A 15,593-nucleotide genomic window follows, 5' to 3' on the forward strand; every position below is an offset into this window, starting at 1 on the left:
CCTCCTATAAACTCATTCCAAGGAGCTTTACATCATTAACATGCTCTATCGAACCAATTGCTTCAATAAGTTCGTTAATTGTCATGTCGATATTTGTAGCATTCAATGAAATCGTAATGGTCGTCTTCTCTTTAATCGGAATGGTCTGATGTATCGTTAATACTGACCCATTCTGTAACGCAATAAAGGATAGTATCTTACTTAAAAGTCCGACCTTATCATCCACTTGTACCATTATCGTCAAATTCTTCTCACGCGCCTTTTCATCAACCGGGAAGATCGTATCCTTATATTTATAATAAGCGCTTCGTGATAAATCATGTTTTTTAACGGCATCAAAGATAGATAGTTTAGGATTCTTATCGAGTAGATCCTTGATCAATAGTGTCTTCTTTACAGATTCAGGCAGTACATCTTCACGTATTAAATAAAATTTCTTTTGTGTCGTCATTAAATACACCTTCTATTCAATAAATTCAAATTCACCACGCAGAATACGTACTGTATCTCCATTTTTTGCCCCACGTTCACGCAGTGCATCATCGATACCCATCGTACGCATTTGTCTAGCAAAACGGCGCACCGACGCATCTCTTGTGAAGTCTGTCATCTTGAACAGACGTTCTATCGAGTTACCGCTTACGACATATGCACCGTCGTCATCACGCGTAATTTCAAAATGATCCACTGATTTCTCATGTTTATACATGACACGATGAACTGCACTCGCTTCTTCATCTAGATCATAATCGATATCTTTCGTTTCATCTAATATATCGGCGGTTTTATATAGTAATGTATCAATATTTTGATACGTTGCCGCACTCAGTTCGATGATTTCAACGTCTTCTTCCAATTTAGATTTAAATTCCTGTAAATATTCCTCAGCATTTGGCATATCCATCTTGTTCGCTACAATAATTTGAGGACGACGCGCAAGCTTTTCATTATATTGCTTCAATTCTTTGTTTATCGTTGTATAGTCTTCAAATGGATCACGACCATCCGTACGTCCCATATCGATCATGTGGATAATAACACGCGTACGCTCAACATGTTTAAGAAACTGATGTCCAAGCCCAACACCTTCTGATGCTCCTTCTATTAACCCTGGAAGGTCCGCCATCACAAAACTACGTTGATCTTTCGTCTGAACTACACCAAGATTTGGTTTAATCGTAGTAAAGTGATAGGCACCGATCTTAGGCTTTGCTTTAGAAACAATCGATAGTAAAGTAGATTTACCTACACTTGGATACCCAACGAGGCCAACATCTGCCAGTAACTTTAATTCGAGTGAAACTTCTATTTCCTCACCCGGTTCACCATTCTCACAGAAGTCAGGTGCAGGGTTACTTGCAGATGCGAAGCGGGAATTTCCTCGTCCACCACGACCGCCACGTGCAACTACTGCACGCTGTTCATGTGTCACCAAATCTGCAATAATTTCACCCGTCTCTGCATTTTTGATAACTGTGCCAGGCGGAACTTTTAACACTAGATCTTTCGCTCCGCGACCATGCATATTGCTCGACTGTCCATTTTCACCTTGTTCCGCTTTAAACATACGTTGAAATCTGAAATCAAGCAGTGTTCTGAGACCCTCATCTACTTCAAATACAATTGAGGCACCCTTTCCACCATCCCCACCTGATGGTCCACCGAGTGGAACATATTTTTCACGACGATAAGCAACGATTCCGTTACCACCATCTCCTGCTTTTAAATTAATCTTTACCTGATCTATAAACATTTAGACACCTCTTTTATTTATTTCATATTCATATTCTACTAAATTCTGATTCATTTCAGTTATTGCCGGATGTATCGCTTTATCCATAATCCTCCCTGTTAAAACAAATAACAGTTCAAATGCAGCTTCAGTTTCAAAGATACTGATCGTTATCAGTCCCTTTTCTTCAATACGATGTCCGGCATCTGCAAACACATCATTAAATATTGACGAAACACGCCTATCATATAAGCCAATTGCACTTGATAGCGTACCTATTTCAAATGCGAAGTCAAATTTATGCTGTTCTATTTTGTATCGTATGTAACAATCAATCGTCTGATTTAATGGCAACTTTAAAAAGTCTTGTTCATCTTTAAATGACATGACAACGCTTTGTATAAGTCTATCTCTTTTCTCATGTTCTCCGAGCTGTGTATATGTATCTATCAACTGCAATTGGTTTGCAAAATCATGTTTCATCTTAAAGTATATATCTCGGCGATTCATTTCCTCACCTCTTATATAGTATAACATGGAATAACACTTTGTATACGTCAGACGAACACTATTATGTGTGATAAAAAAAGGACAGCATACAAAATCATTGAGGATTTTGTACATGTCCGGTATTAAATAAAATGAAAAAGGACTTGAGACAACTGTCCCAAGTCCCACGATTCACATTATTTCGCTTCAGCGTATACTGATACTTTCTTTTTGTCGCGTCCGAAACGTTCGAATTTAACAACGCCATCAATTTTAGCGTAAAGCGTATCATCTCCACCACGACCTACGTTCTCACCAGCAAAAATTTTAGTACCGCGTTGACGGTATAAAATTGAACCACCAGTTACGAATTGACCGTCAGCACGTTTAGCACCTAAACGTTTTGATTCAGAGTCACGACCGTTACGTGTAGAACCTACCCCTTTTTTCGATGCGAAGAATTGTAAGTTTAATTTTAACATGAGTTACACCTCACTTATAATTTAATTTTATATACTGTCCGTATTCAGCTTCAATTGTCTGTAGCGACACGAGCATTGACTGTATGATCAGTTGCGCTTCCTTATTATTAAGGTCTACAACTCTAGCAGTAAAATAACCGCCATCATCTGCATAATCAATATCGGGTCTTTCATCTGTCAAACCCATAACTGCATTCATACTACCAAATACAACTGCTGATGCGCCCGCACACACAAGATCCTGCCCATGAGGTGCGCTATCCGCATGGCCTTCCATAGTAAACTCAGTTACTTGTCCATCTTCATTGACCAAGACGGTAACATTAATCATTATGCGTTAATCGCTTCAATAACTAATTTTGTGTAAGGTTGACGATGACCTTGTTTACGTTTGTAGTTTTTCTTTGGTTTGTATTTGAATACAGTGATTTTTTTACCGCGACCGTGTTTTTCAACCTTCGCTGTAACAGTAGCACCTTCAACTACAGGTGAACCAACTTTAACTGTTTCTCCACCAACCATTAATACTTGATCAAACGTGAATGTTGAACCTTCTTCTGCGTTTAATTTCTCAACCCAGATTTCTTGACCTTGCTCAACTTTTAATTGTTTTCCACCAGTTTCAATAATTGCAAACATACTTGCACCTCCTATTATTTATAAGTCACGCCATCTTTAGGTGGATCACTCACTTAAACCTAAAGTTGTGCGGTTGTATGTAGCTTGAAACTACTCAACTTCAATATGATATCATCAGAAATGTAAATAGTCAATTTTAAATTGTATATTTATCTAATATTTTAAGAAGTATCGGAAACACAATGATAATAAACAGGAAATTAATAAGTAATGTCGGAATTAAATGCGCGAAAACAAATCCAAAACCACCTGTTGTGGCCAGCCCAAGTACCTTAACTGTTATAAACTTAAAGCTTTCGAATAACAATACAAATAACAGCAATAAAGCAATCATCATCTTTAAGTCTTTATAAAAAACTTTAAAGAGCTGGTCCATCAGCAACACTGCAATAATAAATCCAAATGTATAGAGCCCGTATATATTGCCAATGTAAATGTCACATAGAATACCAAATAAAATGGCTAAGATCAGTGCAATTTTCGGATTCTTATATACCGTTAGTATCAGCAAGTATATTAATACGAGGTGGGGTATAAAGTAGAGCTCATATCCAAAGAAGTTTATAGGCATAAATGTCGTTATTAAATTATTTATAAGTAACAGCAACAATCCGATAGCAGGAAAAATAATGATTTGCATTACTCTCCACTTCCTTCAAGCGTAACAGCTTTGGGACTTTTCTTCGCGATATATACTTGGGAAAGACCTTTTAAATCTGCGGAAGTTTCAACATACGCAATCTGGCTAAGACCATACTCATCATTTTCTACTTTTTTAACTTTCCCTATAAGAATTCCTTTAGGAAACTGACCTCCAAGTCCACTTGTCACAACTCTCGTTCCAACTTTAACTTTAACGTTATTATCAATGTCAGAAATTACCAGCAAGTTCTTCTTATCATCAAAATGGTCTACCATACCGAAGATTTCTTCAGCACCCTGCTGAAGCGTGACACTAATTTTACTTGCTTTAACATTTGAAGTAATCATTTCCACTTGTGATGAGTAGCTATTTACTTTCTTTAGTCGACCGACCAATCCTTCAGTCGTAATTACAGCCATATTCTCTTTGAAACCGGAAGATTTCCCTTTATTAATGATCATCGTATTCATCCACTGATCATGATTTCTACTGATGACAGTTGAAATTTCAGGCTCATAGATGGAAATACTTTCTGTCTTTAAGGCATGACGTAATTCTTGGTTCTCTTTATCAAGCCTATAGTTATCAGCTTCCACCTGCTCAAACCCCTTTATCTTTTGTTTGAGCTTCTTATTTTCTTCATTAGCATTCCACATATGTATTACATTGCTGAAGTTCGATGTTACAAACATAGCAGGATAGGATACAATACGCTGACCAGCTGCAACGGTATCTCCAGCAAATGCTTCTGCTGTAGAAGTTGCGCGCTCTTTTAAAGATACACCGACTAATACGATAAAGACAATCAGCCCGAATAAAATAAAGACCAGTTTATTTCTTTTGTAGAAATTAGGCAACATTAACACCTCATTATAGAATATTCAATATATTATAAGATACCATATTTAAGCTTTAATCTGATTATTTTTTCATTATTTTCATCAATTATTTTTTTATCTATATTGCCTTTTTCAACATTCGATTTAACATATTGAATCAGTGTATCAACATCTACAGCATCACTTCCGATGAGCATGATTGTCTCACCTGACTGAAGCCCACGAACAACTGCCTCATTCAAAGAATAGCGATTACTGATTGCACCCATATTTAGATCATCTGAAATGATAACGCCTTTATACCCGAGCCTTTTCTTTAATATATTTGTCACAATTTCTTTACTGATAGATGCCGGGTAGTTATTATCGATGCTCGGAAATGAAATATGGCTGACCATTATCATATCGATGCCATCATCAATATGTCGTTTAAATGGAAGCAGTTCGAACTTCATAAGCTCATCAAGTGATTTATTGCTCACAGGTAGTGTCACGTGACTATCTGCAACCGTATCTCCATGTCCTGGAAAGTGTTTGCCACTCGTAATGATTCCGCTATCGTTTATGCCTCGACGAAACGAACGACTCATGTCCGACACTGTATTTGCATCGTGACCAAAACTTCTGTCTCCAATTACTTTATTCACTGGATTGCTCCAAATATCCAGTACAGGTGCAAAGTCCAGATTAAATCCCATACGTTTCACATTTTCTCCAATATATCTCCCCTGCTGATATGCATACTGTTTATCATGCGATAAACCTATTGTGTAGGCGGATTCAATATTTTGTATAGAAGCTGGCAATCGATTCACTCTGCCGCCTTCTTGATCTATTCCGATAAACATCGGTATGTCAGTGGCATTGTGAAAGATATCCCGATTCAGTTGCGTTACTTGAGATTCATTCACTATATTTCTCTTAAACAAAATAACACCACCAATTTTGCGAGCAGAGTATCTTTTTAAGGCTGCATTATAATCCGTACCGTTAAAGCCCAGCACGAGCTGTTGCGCTATCTTTTCTTCAAGTGTCATTGAACTTGCGTAATAAGTGGTCAGATCAACATGTGATAACTTCTGTATTTCAACGATAGGATGTTGTACTTTAGCTATTTTATGATTATTGCATGCAGTTAATATTAAAAAGACAGGAATAAGTAGAATTAAAATAAAGTGATTGTGTTTCATATATTCTCCTAGTTCATAGTGTGGGACTTATGAATGATAACATTCTAAGTTATATTTCAAGTTGTTTATAAAAAAAACAAGAACTATACAGAAAATAACATACATTTTCTATGCATAGTTCAAGTTATATTATTGGTGTATTTATCATACCATTAATAGGCTGAAATATCCTTTAATTCAATTCTTTGACTGCGTTTTGTTAATGCTTGATCCAGCGCATACTCATCAGCATAAACTTGTACTTGCTGTTCCCCAAATCGATAGAGAATATAATCATTACCACGCTTACCAGCCAGATATTCATCGTTATACCCCATTAAACTTAAACCTGAAACTGCCATAAACTCCTGCTTGTCCATGAAATTAAATGCATTTTTAACTTGAGATAAAGGAATATTTCTAAATAATGCATTATCTTCGAGGTTGTATGTGACTGCTTCTCTTTCATTCTCTGGTTGATTCGGATTATTTGCAAACGGATTGAGCTGTATAATTAAATATATCATGATACATACAGTCACAATCAGTGTTAATTTTATTATTGCTTTCAAAAACTTAAACATTCGGACCCCCTACCTTCTTACATAACTATAATGTAAAACAGGGATAGCTTCATCCGTCTTAAGATGGAAATCACGGGACATTACGTAAAATTTCGTGAGTACTCCATCTTCAATCATCGATATTTCCTTATTAAATTCAAATCCAATGCGATGGTATAAATAGATCGCTCTCGTGTTAAATGATGCAACAGTGAGTCTGAAATGACAGACATCTTGATACGCATGATAAAAGTGCATGATCATCTTAATAAAGGCCCTGCCATACCCTTGACCGATAAATTTTGGATTCAGCGCGAAACCAAAGTCTATCTCATACAAATTTGTCGACATAAAATCGACTTGGGCGCTATCACCGTCACAAAAAAAACCAAATATATCATCGTCCTTATATACAACATAATAATGTCCATGCAAAAATTCCTGAATAGCGCTTTGTTCGCCATTCAGGTTATAGTGTGCATATGCCTCTCCAAAATTCCATAGACTGATTGCCTGTGCACTGTCTTCATCCATATCCCTAATAATAAGCATCTCATTACCTACCTGACTGTAATGCATACATTTTAGCATATTGACCTCGAAGTGCAATTAATTCTTCATGTGTGCCATGCTCAATAATCTCACCCTTATCCAGCACGATAATCTGATCTGCATTCTTAATTGTAGACAGTCGATGTGCGATAACAAATGTTGTACGTCCACTCTTTAATACATCCATCGCCTGCTGAATCATCGCTTCAGTTTCTGAATCTATGCTAGCTGTTGCTTCATCGAGAATCAGTATTTTTGGATCAAATGCAAGTGCACGTGCAAATGAAATTAACTGACGCTGTCCGCTCGATAAAGTGGCACCACGTTCTACAACTTCAGTATCAATCCCTGCCTCAAGCGACTGCAGTACGCGGTGACCGCCTACGCGCATTAAGGCATGCTCTGCAGTTTGGCGTGATATACTTTCATCACCTAAAGTAATGTTGCTTAGAATTGTACCTGTATATAAGTATGGATCCTGTAAGACGATACCCATACGACTTCTCATAGAAGCTTTTGTCACCGACTTCGTATCTACTCCATCGATTAGAATCTGCCCTTTTGTTGGGTCATAAAACCTAAAGAGCAGATTCATAATGGAGCTTTTACCAGAACCTGTATGACCGACTAAACCAACTGTCTCTCCAGGTGCTGCCTGGATATTAATATTTTTAAGGACAAGTTCATCTTTTTTATAGCCAAACGATACATCTTGAAACTTCACTTCTCCACGTGTTATCACCAGTTCGTCCTGCTCAATGATTTCTGGCGTTTCATCCATCATTTCAAACACACGATTGCTTGATACACGTGCTTGTTCCAATACGCTTAGCTGATTAACGATATTGAACATTGGATTAAATAATCGCGTCAAATAATCTACAAGAATATACATCATTCCTGCTGTTAATGTCGCTTCATTCGATAAGAATGACTGACCAAATATATAGATCATGATTAAAAACACCGCAGAACGTATAATTCCCATCAAATTATGACTTGTTAATGAATCTAGCTTAATAATTCGTTCATAGTTCTTTAAATACTCTTTATTCAGCTCTTCGTATTCCTGCTGTATCTTCGCTTCTTGATTGAAAGCCTGAATAATCGCCATCCCATTGATCGATTCATTCAGCATCGCATTCATATCACTGTTTCGTTCACGAACGATATGATTATATTTATCGGAAACCTTACGATAGATCAACAGCCAGAAAAACAATAATGGTACAACAATCAATGCCAGCAGTCCTACTTTTGCATTAAAATAGAATATGACAATAATAATCCCTAAGATATTTGCAAAACCTGCGATATATGTCGGAAGCATCACTGTGAAAAGTTCAAGAATCGTCTGAGTATCATTCGTAATTCTTGCAACAACTTTTCCAGCAGGCAAGTTATCAAAGTATTTTATCGGTAATTTCTGAATATGTTCAAACAAGTTTGTTCGTAGATGTTTTATAACATTCGAACCCGCTGTCTGAAAGGCAATTGTCTGATAATAACTCATAATTGCATAGATTAAAGCAATAAGGAAATATAATCCAAGCAGCTGAAATATAGGCTGCATATTGATTATTTCACCGGCATCCTTGATATGATGATCGATAATATACATTCCTATTATCGGACCTGATAATTCAGTAACGACTGCAAAGAAAAGAATGATAAAACCTGCGATAAATAATTTCTTTTCTTTTACTGCTTCATGATAGAGACGTTTCGTCGTACTCATGACGACTCACCTCCTAGTTGTTGTCGATTAAACTGTTCTTTATACCATCCATCCTGTGCAATTAGTTCATCATGTGTACCTTCTTGTACAATGATTCCTTCAGAGAGCACGACAATATGATCGGCATGCTGTACAGCAGAAAGTCTATGCGTGGAAATAATGGTTGTCTTGCCTTTACGTGAAGATTCTATATTCTCGATAATCGCTGTTTCCGTCTTTGCATCTACAGCACTTAAAGAATCATCAAGTATAAGAATATCTGGATTTTTAATCATCGCACGTGCAATCGAGATACGCTGTTTTTGACCTCCAGATATCGCTATCCCTTTTTCTCCTACCAATGTATCCAGACCAGATGGCAGTCTTTTGATATCTTCATCAAAGTTTGCAAGGCGTATAGCTTCAGCGATCTCTTCCTCGGTCGCATCGTCTTTACCAAACTTAATATTTTCTCGAATTGTCCTTGAGAATAAGATATTTTCCTGGGATACGTAACCAATTTTATCTCTTACTTCTTTTTTTGTTAGTCGATCCAGAGCAACATTTCCTAAAGTTATCTCACCTCGTCCAAGTGGATATTCTTTTAGTATCTGCTTAATTAATGTCGTCTTTCCGCTTCCAGTCGGACCAACAATCCCTAAAGTATCTCCCGAGTCCAGGTGGATCGAAACATTCGACAGATTGACTGTTTCGCTCGATGGATATTGGAACGTCACAGCTTCAAATGCAACATTATGGTCGTCAGGTACAACGTGGTCAACCGGTTCCAGTAAGGCATCCTGAGCATCTAACGTTTCCATTACACGATCCAATGATGCATTGCCACGCTGCATAATATTAAAGAGCATGCCGATTGCAAACATTGGCCATACAAGCATATTCAAATAGACGTTAAATGATATTAATGCACCGACCGTAATTTCACCTTGATTGACCAGAAAGCTTCCATACCCTAGCGCAATCATAAAACTTAAAGCCGTAATAATAATAGTTAGAGGCTTGAATAACGCATCAAGTTTCTCTACGTGGATAAATTTATTTACTACATCTGTGGTCATATGACGGAAACGTTCGTTTAAATTTTCTTCCTGAGCAAACGCTTTCGATACCCTAACTCCTTCTATAGACTCAAGTACACTGTCATTCATTTCACCGAATGCATCTTGACTCACTGTATAGCGTTCATGAATCATCTTACCGAGTTTCTGCTCGATTATCGCTAAAAATGGAAGCGGTAATAATGCAGCTAACGTTAATTTCCAGGATACAAGGACTGCCATTGTTGCAATAATTGTAATCATGTAAGTCGTACTATCGACTAATGTCAATATTCCGAAACCAACAGTCATACGAATTGCACTTAAGTCATTTGTCGCTTTGGCCATCAAGTCTCCTGTTCTGTTTTTCTCATAGAATCCCGGACTCATCGTCAGAAACTTTGCCATCAACTTTCTGCGCATCATACTCTCAAGCAGTTGAGATCCATTAAAGAGTAGATAACGCCATAAGAAATTGATGATATAACTAAGGATAATCGTAATTAGGAAGACAAGCATTATCCAGTTAAACTTTGATGCGTTCAACGTCTTCAAGTTAACTGCATCTATCGTCTGACCAATTAACCATGGTGGAATGACTTCAATTACATTTGCTATTAACAAAACGATGATCGCAATAATATAACGTTTCTTCTCCTGTTTAAAAAACCAGCTTAACTTACTTAAAACATCAAACATATTCCATCTCCTTTCTCTTTAAACACAAAAAAGCACACACTCCCATAAAATGAAAGCATGTGCGCTTTTATATCTAGAGAGATCTCCCTGCAATCACATAAATTTATGCACTGCACGAGGAAAATATTGAATTTCTTGTCGTATCAATACAAAATGTATTAATTTGTTCATCTTATTTTCCTCCTTTCTCTATAAGTTATCTCCATCATAATTTAATCTTCTGAAAATTTCAATAGTTTATATGAATAAATTTCGAAAATCGAAGATTAATAATCTGCTAAATACAGTATTTGATATTTTTCTTTATCTATTGATATTAAGCGTTTTAAGTCTTTATGAAGCTGAGAGATGTGGCCGAAATATATCGCTTCGTATTCATATGAACCAAAGAACGGCCCTGTATAATACGGGAGTCTCATAGGTGCATCATCAGGACGAGACTGTATAGCTTTTACTGCGCTCAATAAATAAAGAAGGTCCTGAGAGGTCACTTCACATTGCCCAGGATTATCCAGCTGATATTTCTTATCAAAATATCCGTGCAATGCATTGAACTTTCTATAGTATGCAAGTTCTATACGTTCACGTGTTGCTTTATCTTCAACATAGAAATACATATCAAGTCCCATTAAAGTATCCCCTTTTCTTTTATACTGACATAATAACCATCTCCTATAATAATATGATCCAGTACGTCTATCCCGAAGATCTCTCCACATTTAATCAGACGTTTTGTAGCTTCTATATCCTCATAGCTCGGTTCTGGATCTCCAGAAGGATGGTTATGCACAACGATGATTGCTGCTGCACTTCTTTTAACCGCCTCTTTAAATACTTCTCTCGGATGTACGATAGATGCATTCAGTGAACCGATGAATATCGTTGATTCATGCATCACGATATTCTTTGTATTCAGTGATAATACGATAAAATGCTCCTGTGTCATATAACGCAGACGTTCCATCAATAAATTTGCTGCACATGCAGGTGATTTCACTTTGATTCTTGCTTCTTTCGTATGCGTATGCATTCTTATGGCAAGTTCAATAATGGCAAGAATCATCGCTGCTTTCTTCTCGCCTATGCCTTTAATTGTGATCAGCTCCTGAAACGTCGTATATCTTAAATCTCCAATATGACCTATATGTTCCAGCAAACGCTGTGCCACCGTATAAACACTTTCATCTCGAACACCGCTACCAATAATAAGAGATAGTAGTTCTTGATTTGTTAACTGTGCAGCACCATAAGTCAGAAGACGTTCTCTCGGTTTATCAGATTCCAGTGCAACCGTCTGCATTAAATAAACCCTCCAAAATAAATATATTTAATATCCTGGTACAAATACATCACCACAAAGAAACTTGCAGCAATAAATGGGACAAGCGGAATCTTCTTTAAATTTCTTTTATAGGATAAAAATATCATGCTGGCAAAACCTCCAATTAGATATGTCATAAAGAACATTGCAATGTAATAAGGGATTGGCAGAAAAATAAGTAAAATTACGAAAAGTTTGATATCTCCATATCCGATACTTTTCGTTAAGAAGAAGAAAATATGCAGAAGAAGAATAATCAGTAATTTGATTATAATATGTTCAAATCTTATCTCGGAAATTGTTTCGCTATGAAAGATAAATAGATACGTATAACCTGTCATTAAGCAAAAAAAGAATAACGTAAGTAATTGATTAGGAATAGTATATGTTTCAATATCAATGATCGAAAGTGGGATTAAAAAAATTGTGATTGTAAGCGCAATATTATTATGAATTATACTATTTAAGGAAAATATATATACAAAAGCAGCACCCATTAATAATTCACCCCATAACAATTCAGTCGGTATATGTATGCTGCAATATTTACATCGTCCCTTTAGCATGAAATATGAAATGACTGGAATCAAATCTTTAGCTGATAGTTTATGATGACACTTAAGACACCTAGAACGACGAAATAAACCGTTCTGGTCATTGACGCAACTTATAAACGAACTAAAGCACGCACCGAGCAAAAAAATGATGACTGTCATAATTCACCTCACTTTCGCTTATAATATATAACAAAAAGTAAATCCTGTAAAAAGTGCATTTTTTAAAAATAACCGTGATTTTGATACATCTATTAAAAAATTTCTAGACTAAAATTAAAAAACTGCATATAATTTATGCAGTTTTTTAATTTTAGTAATATTTTATTTTTTAAAGATACATATAAAGTATCAGTCCTCCAAGACATATCAAAATCCATATTGCAGAAATTCTCCAGACAAATTTCAGCCACTTATTATATGGAATACCAGCGACTGCTAATAAGCCCATAAGACTGGCACTTGTCGGAATGATATTGTTGCTGATTGCATCCCCATATTGGAATGCCATAACGGCAACCTGTCGATTAATCCCCAGAAGGTCACTGATAGGCACCATAATCGGCATTGTAGTCATCGCCTGGCCTGAACCAGAAGGGATAAAGAAGTTCAATATAAGCTGTGTCAGGAACATTGCGACTACTGAAAAGGCAGCGGGTAGATGGTCTATAAAATCTGTCATATGAAAAACAATTGTATCAATAATCTTACCAGAAGTGAGTACGACAACAATAGCCTTAGCAAAACCGACAATCATCGCACCAAACAGAATATCCTTCATACCTTCAAGCAATGCATCGAATGTCCCGTTAACCCCGAGTCCTCCAATGATTCCGACAACAATACCCATAATTAGAAAGTTTGCACTCATCTGTGTTAAAAACCAGCCAAACTTGAATATACCATAAACATTGATAATTATCGTTGCAGCTAGAATCACTAAGATAACAGCATGACGCTTTTTAAAAGAATCAAATTTAGTATCGAGCACATCATCACTCATTGTTCTTCTCTCTTCTACGTTCACATCATATAATAAACTTTTTTCGGGATGCGCCTTAACTTTCTTAGCATAATGCATTACATAAAGAATGCCAGTAAATAAGACAAGTAGATAGATCAAAGTACGATAGCCCCAACCAGAAAATAACGGTACTTCCGCTATACTTTGTGCGATTCCGACCGTGAATGGATTAATCATGCCACCTAAGAATCCAATCCCTGCACCTAGAGCGATCATTGCAGCTCCAACCATGGCATCATATCCTAGTGCTGTCGCTAATGCAATTCCAATGGGTACAAATATAATTGTCTCTTCACTAAGACCAATTGAAAACCCAAGAATACTAAACATAGTCATCGTAATCGGAATCAGCCATCTTCCATGACGACCGACACGTTCCATTAATGCGTTAACGCCAGTAGTAATGGCATCGGTGCGATGGATAATACCGAAAGCTCCACCGACGATAAATATATAGAAGATAATCTCTCCACCTTCTATTAGACCGTTCGGAATAGACCTAAATATCTCAATTGGTGCAACTGGTGATTGCGTTACATGATGATAGGAACCATTGATAACTTCTGTTCGGTCTTCTACTTTCTGACGTTCAAATTCTCCAGCAGGTACGATATATGTCATGAAAGCTGCGAGACAGACAATTATAAGCAGTAGTAAATATGTATGCGGCATCTTTAATTTAAAATTCATACAATTCCCCCTTTTTGTTAGCATTCCCTAATTTATAAAGTACATTCAAAAATTTCAGATTTTAAATGCATTTATTCTTCAGAATACAAAAAACTTTCGGCAATGTACGAATCTCTTAATTCCTACATTTTCCGAAAGTTTATTTTTTTAACAAAATTTATTGTCTTAATTTATCTTTTACGGCACTAATAAAATACAGGCTTCCTGTTACAAGCAGTACATCACCTTCATAGTTTCTGATAAAATCTGCGTAATCTTTTACCTTAATTCGTTTATCATGTTCGACATGTTCATATAAAGTGTCGAGCGGCAGCGCTTTAGGAAAATCAAATGTTGTCACATAGAAATGCTCGCTTATTTCTTCAAGCGACTTTAACATGCGACCGATTGGTTTTCCATCGATTGCGGAGAACAACACATCAATCTTATGACCTGCATAATGAGATTTCATCGTATCGACTAATACTTCAATTGATTCAAGATTATGTGCGCCATCCAATATAATTGTCGGATGCTCCTGAATTTTCTCTATACGACCAGTCCACGTTGTATCTTCAATGGCTTGAATCATTTTATTAAAGTCCAGAAGAAGCATACCTCTATCGTACATCTCAAGCAATGTAGCAATCGCGAGCGCTGCATTTTCCTGCTGATGCGCGCCGATCATCTTCAGTTCAATCGCCTCAAGTTCGTAAGATTTATATCGGAATGTAAATTCATTTCCATTTTGAATGAGTTGAATGTCACAACCAAGCTTAATCCCTTTGATATGCTTTTCAGCGACGACACCATCGATATATTCCTGTGCATCTTCATTCTTTGCCGCATAGACTAACGGTACGCCAACTTTAATGACACCCGCTTTTTCTTTAGCGATATCTAAATAAGTATCTCCGATGATATTTGTATGATCTAACCCAATCGATGTTAATATCGACATGACCGGTGTAAATACATTTGTAGAGTCATTCTTTGCTCCCAGTCCTGCTTCAACAATTACAAAGTCTACAGGATGAACTTCACCAAAATAGACAAACATCATCATCGTAATAATCTCGAATTCTGTTGCAGTACCAAGATCTGTTTCTACTTCCAGCTGTTCGCTTACTGGCTTCACAATGTCAACGAGTTGCACGATTTCCTCATCAGATATCGGCTGACCGTTTAAACTGATACGCTCGTTAAACGTTTCAATATATGGACTTGTAAATGTACCGACTTCATAATGGTTAGCTATAAGTGCATCTTTAAGATAGCTTACAGTCGACCCTTTTCCATTCGTACCTACAACATGAATACCTTTTATCTTGTGCTGAGGATTATCGAGTTTGTCGAGCATCCATTCCATTCGTTTTACACCAGGTTTAATACCGAATTTATAGCGTTCATGTATCCAATATAAACTCTCTAAATAATTCATAG

Annotated in this window: 18 protein-coding genes and 1 other annotated feature; all 18 genes read right to left on the minus strand. The window is 36.7% G+C overall.

What is annotated here, in order from left to right; genetic code table 11:
- Nucleotides 1-4: 4 nt before the first annotated feature.
- The gene (locus QA539_RS06725) at nt 5-451 is read right to left on the minus strand and encodes an ACT domain-containing protein (protein ID WP_219492331.1); all 447 of its coding nucleotides are present in this window, start codon (nt 449-451) and stop codon (nt 5-7) included.
- A 12-nt stretch (nt 452-463) separates the two neighbouring features.
- Nucleotides 464-1,753 (minus strand): GTPase ObgE, encoded by a 1,290-nt coding sequence (obgE, locus tag QA539_RS06730; RefSeq protein ID WP_219492333.1) that lies wholly within the window; start codon nt 1,751-1,753, stop codon nt 464-466.
- Entirely contained in the window at nt 1,754-2,242 is a 489-nt protein-coding gene (locus QA539_RS06735) for a Spo0B domain-containing protein (protein ID WP_219492335.1), read from the minus strand.
- 176 nt (nt 2,243-2,418) lie between these two features.
- A complete protein-coding gene (rpmA, locus tag QA539_RS06740; protein ID WP_041636048.1) occupies nt 2,419-2,703 on the minus strand; it encodes a 50S ribosomal protein L27 in 285 nt (94 codons plus the stop codon).
- A gap of 10 nt (nt 2,704-2,713) precedes the next feature.
- Nucleotides 2,714-3,034 carry a ribosomal-processing cysteine protease Prp gene (locus tag QA539_RS06745; protein ID WP_012657189.1) on the minus strand — a complete coding sequence of 107 codons (321 nt, stop codon included), beginning with the start codon at nt 3,032-3,034 and terminating at the stop codon, nt 2,714-2,716.
- On the minus strand, nt 3,034-3,342 hold the full coding sequence (rplU, locus tag QA539_RS06750; protein ID WP_012657190.1) for a 50S ribosomal protein L21: 309 nt from the start codon (nt 3,340-3,342) through the stop codon (nt 3,034-3,036). Before rplU ends, QA539_RS06745 begins: the two co-directional genes overlap by 1 nt.
- 13 nt (nt 3,343-3,355) lie before the next feature.
- Nucleotides 3,356-3,427, minus strand: a sequence feature (ribosomal protein L21 leader region).
- 51 nt (nt 3,428-3,478) lie between these two features.
- Nucleotides 3,479-3,982 (minus strand): rod shape-determining protein MreD, encoded by a 504-nt coding sequence (mreD, locus tag QA539_RS06755; RefSeq protein WP_419895006.1) that lies wholly within the window; start codon nt 3,980-3,982, stop codon nt 3,479-3,481.
- Nucleotides 3,982-4,845, minus strand: a complete 864-nt coding sequence (gene mreC, locus QA539_RS06760; RefSeq protein ID WP_419895007.1) for a rod shape-determining protein MreC — start codon at nt 4,843-4,845, stop codon at nt 3,982-3,984. Before mreC ends, mreD begins: the two co-directional genes overlap by 1 nt.
- Before the next feature lie 29 nt (nt 4,846-4,874).
- Complete coding sequence (nagZ, locus tag QA539_RS06765) at nt 4,875-6,014, minus strand: beta-N-acetylhexosaminidase (RefSeq protein WP_419895008.1); 1,140 nt, start codon at nt 6,012-6,014, stop codon at nt 4,875-4,877.
- Nucleotides 6,015-6,166: 152 nt separating this feature from the next.
- Nucleotides 6,167-6,577 carry a DUF4930 family protein gene (locus tag QA539_RS06770; RefSeq protein WP_219492346.1) on the minus strand — a complete coding sequence of 137 codons (411 nt, stop codon included), beginning with the start codon at nt 6,575-6,577 and terminating at the stop codon, nt 6,167-6,169.
- 9 nt (nt 6,578-6,586) lie between these two features.
- The gene (locus QA539_RS06775) at nt 6,587-7,108 is read right to left on the minus strand and encodes a GNAT family N-acetyltransferase (RefSeq protein ID WP_413474456.1); all 522 of its coding nucleotides are present in this window, start codon (nt 7,106-7,108) and stop codon (nt 6,587-6,589) included.
- Between the two features lie 4 nt (nt 7,109-7,112).
- A complete protein-coding gene (locus QA539_RS06780; protein ID WP_219492350.1) occupies nt 7,113-8,846 on the minus strand; it encodes an ABC transporter ATP-binding protein in 1,734 nt (577 codons plus the stop codon).
- Nucleotides 8,843-10,582, minus strand: a complete 1,740-nt coding sequence (locus QA539_RS06785) for an ABC transporter ATP-binding protein (protein WP_419895009.1) — start codon at nt 10,580-10,582, stop codon at nt 8,843-8,845. The genes QA539_RS06780 and QA539_RS06785 overlap by 4 nt, the downstream gene beginning before the upstream one ends.
- 266 nt (nt 10,583-10,848) lie before the next feature.
- Complete coding sequence (locus tag QA539_RS06790) at nt 10,849-11,211, minus strand: hypothetical protein (RefSeq protein WP_120785706.1); 363 nt, start codon at nt 11,209-11,211, stop codon at nt 10,849-10,851.
- Nucleotides 11,211-11,882 (minus strand): RadC family protein, encoded by a 672-nt coding sequence (radC, locus tag QA539_RS06795; protein ID WP_219492357.1) that lies wholly within the window; start codon nt 11,880-11,882, stop codon nt 11,211-11,213. The genes QA539_RS06790 and radC overlap by 1 nt, the downstream gene beginning before the upstream one ends.
- Nucleotides 11,882-12,619 carry a prepilin peptidase gene (locus tag QA539_RS06800; protein ID WP_413474452.1) on the minus strand — a complete coding sequence of 246 codons (738 nt, stop codon included), beginning with the start codon at nt 12,617-12,619 and terminating at the stop codon, nt 11,882-11,884. The genes radC and QA539_RS06800 overlap by 1 nt, the downstream gene beginning before the upstream one ends.
- A 169-nt stretch (nt 12,620-12,788) precedes the next feature.
- A complete protein-coding gene (locus QA539_RS06805) occupies nt 12,789-14,171 on the minus strand; it encodes a YfcC family protein (protein ID WP_419895010.1) in 1,383 nt (460 codons plus the stop codon).
- 157 nt (nt 14,172-14,328) lie between these two features.
- Complete coding sequence (locus tag QA539_RS06810; RefSeq protein ID WP_419895011.1) at nt 14,329-15,591, minus strand: bifunctional folylpolyglutamate synthase/dihydrofolate synthase; 1,263 nt, start codon at nt 15,589-15,591, stop codon at nt 14,329-14,331.
- Between the last annotated feature and the right edge of the window lie 2 nt (nt 15,592-15,593).

It is taken from the genome of Macrococcus psychrotolerans (genome assembly GCF_038095555.1).
Lineage (GTDB): Bacteria > Bacillota > Bacilli > Staphylococcales > Staphylococcaceae > Macrococcoides > Macrococcoides psychrotolerans.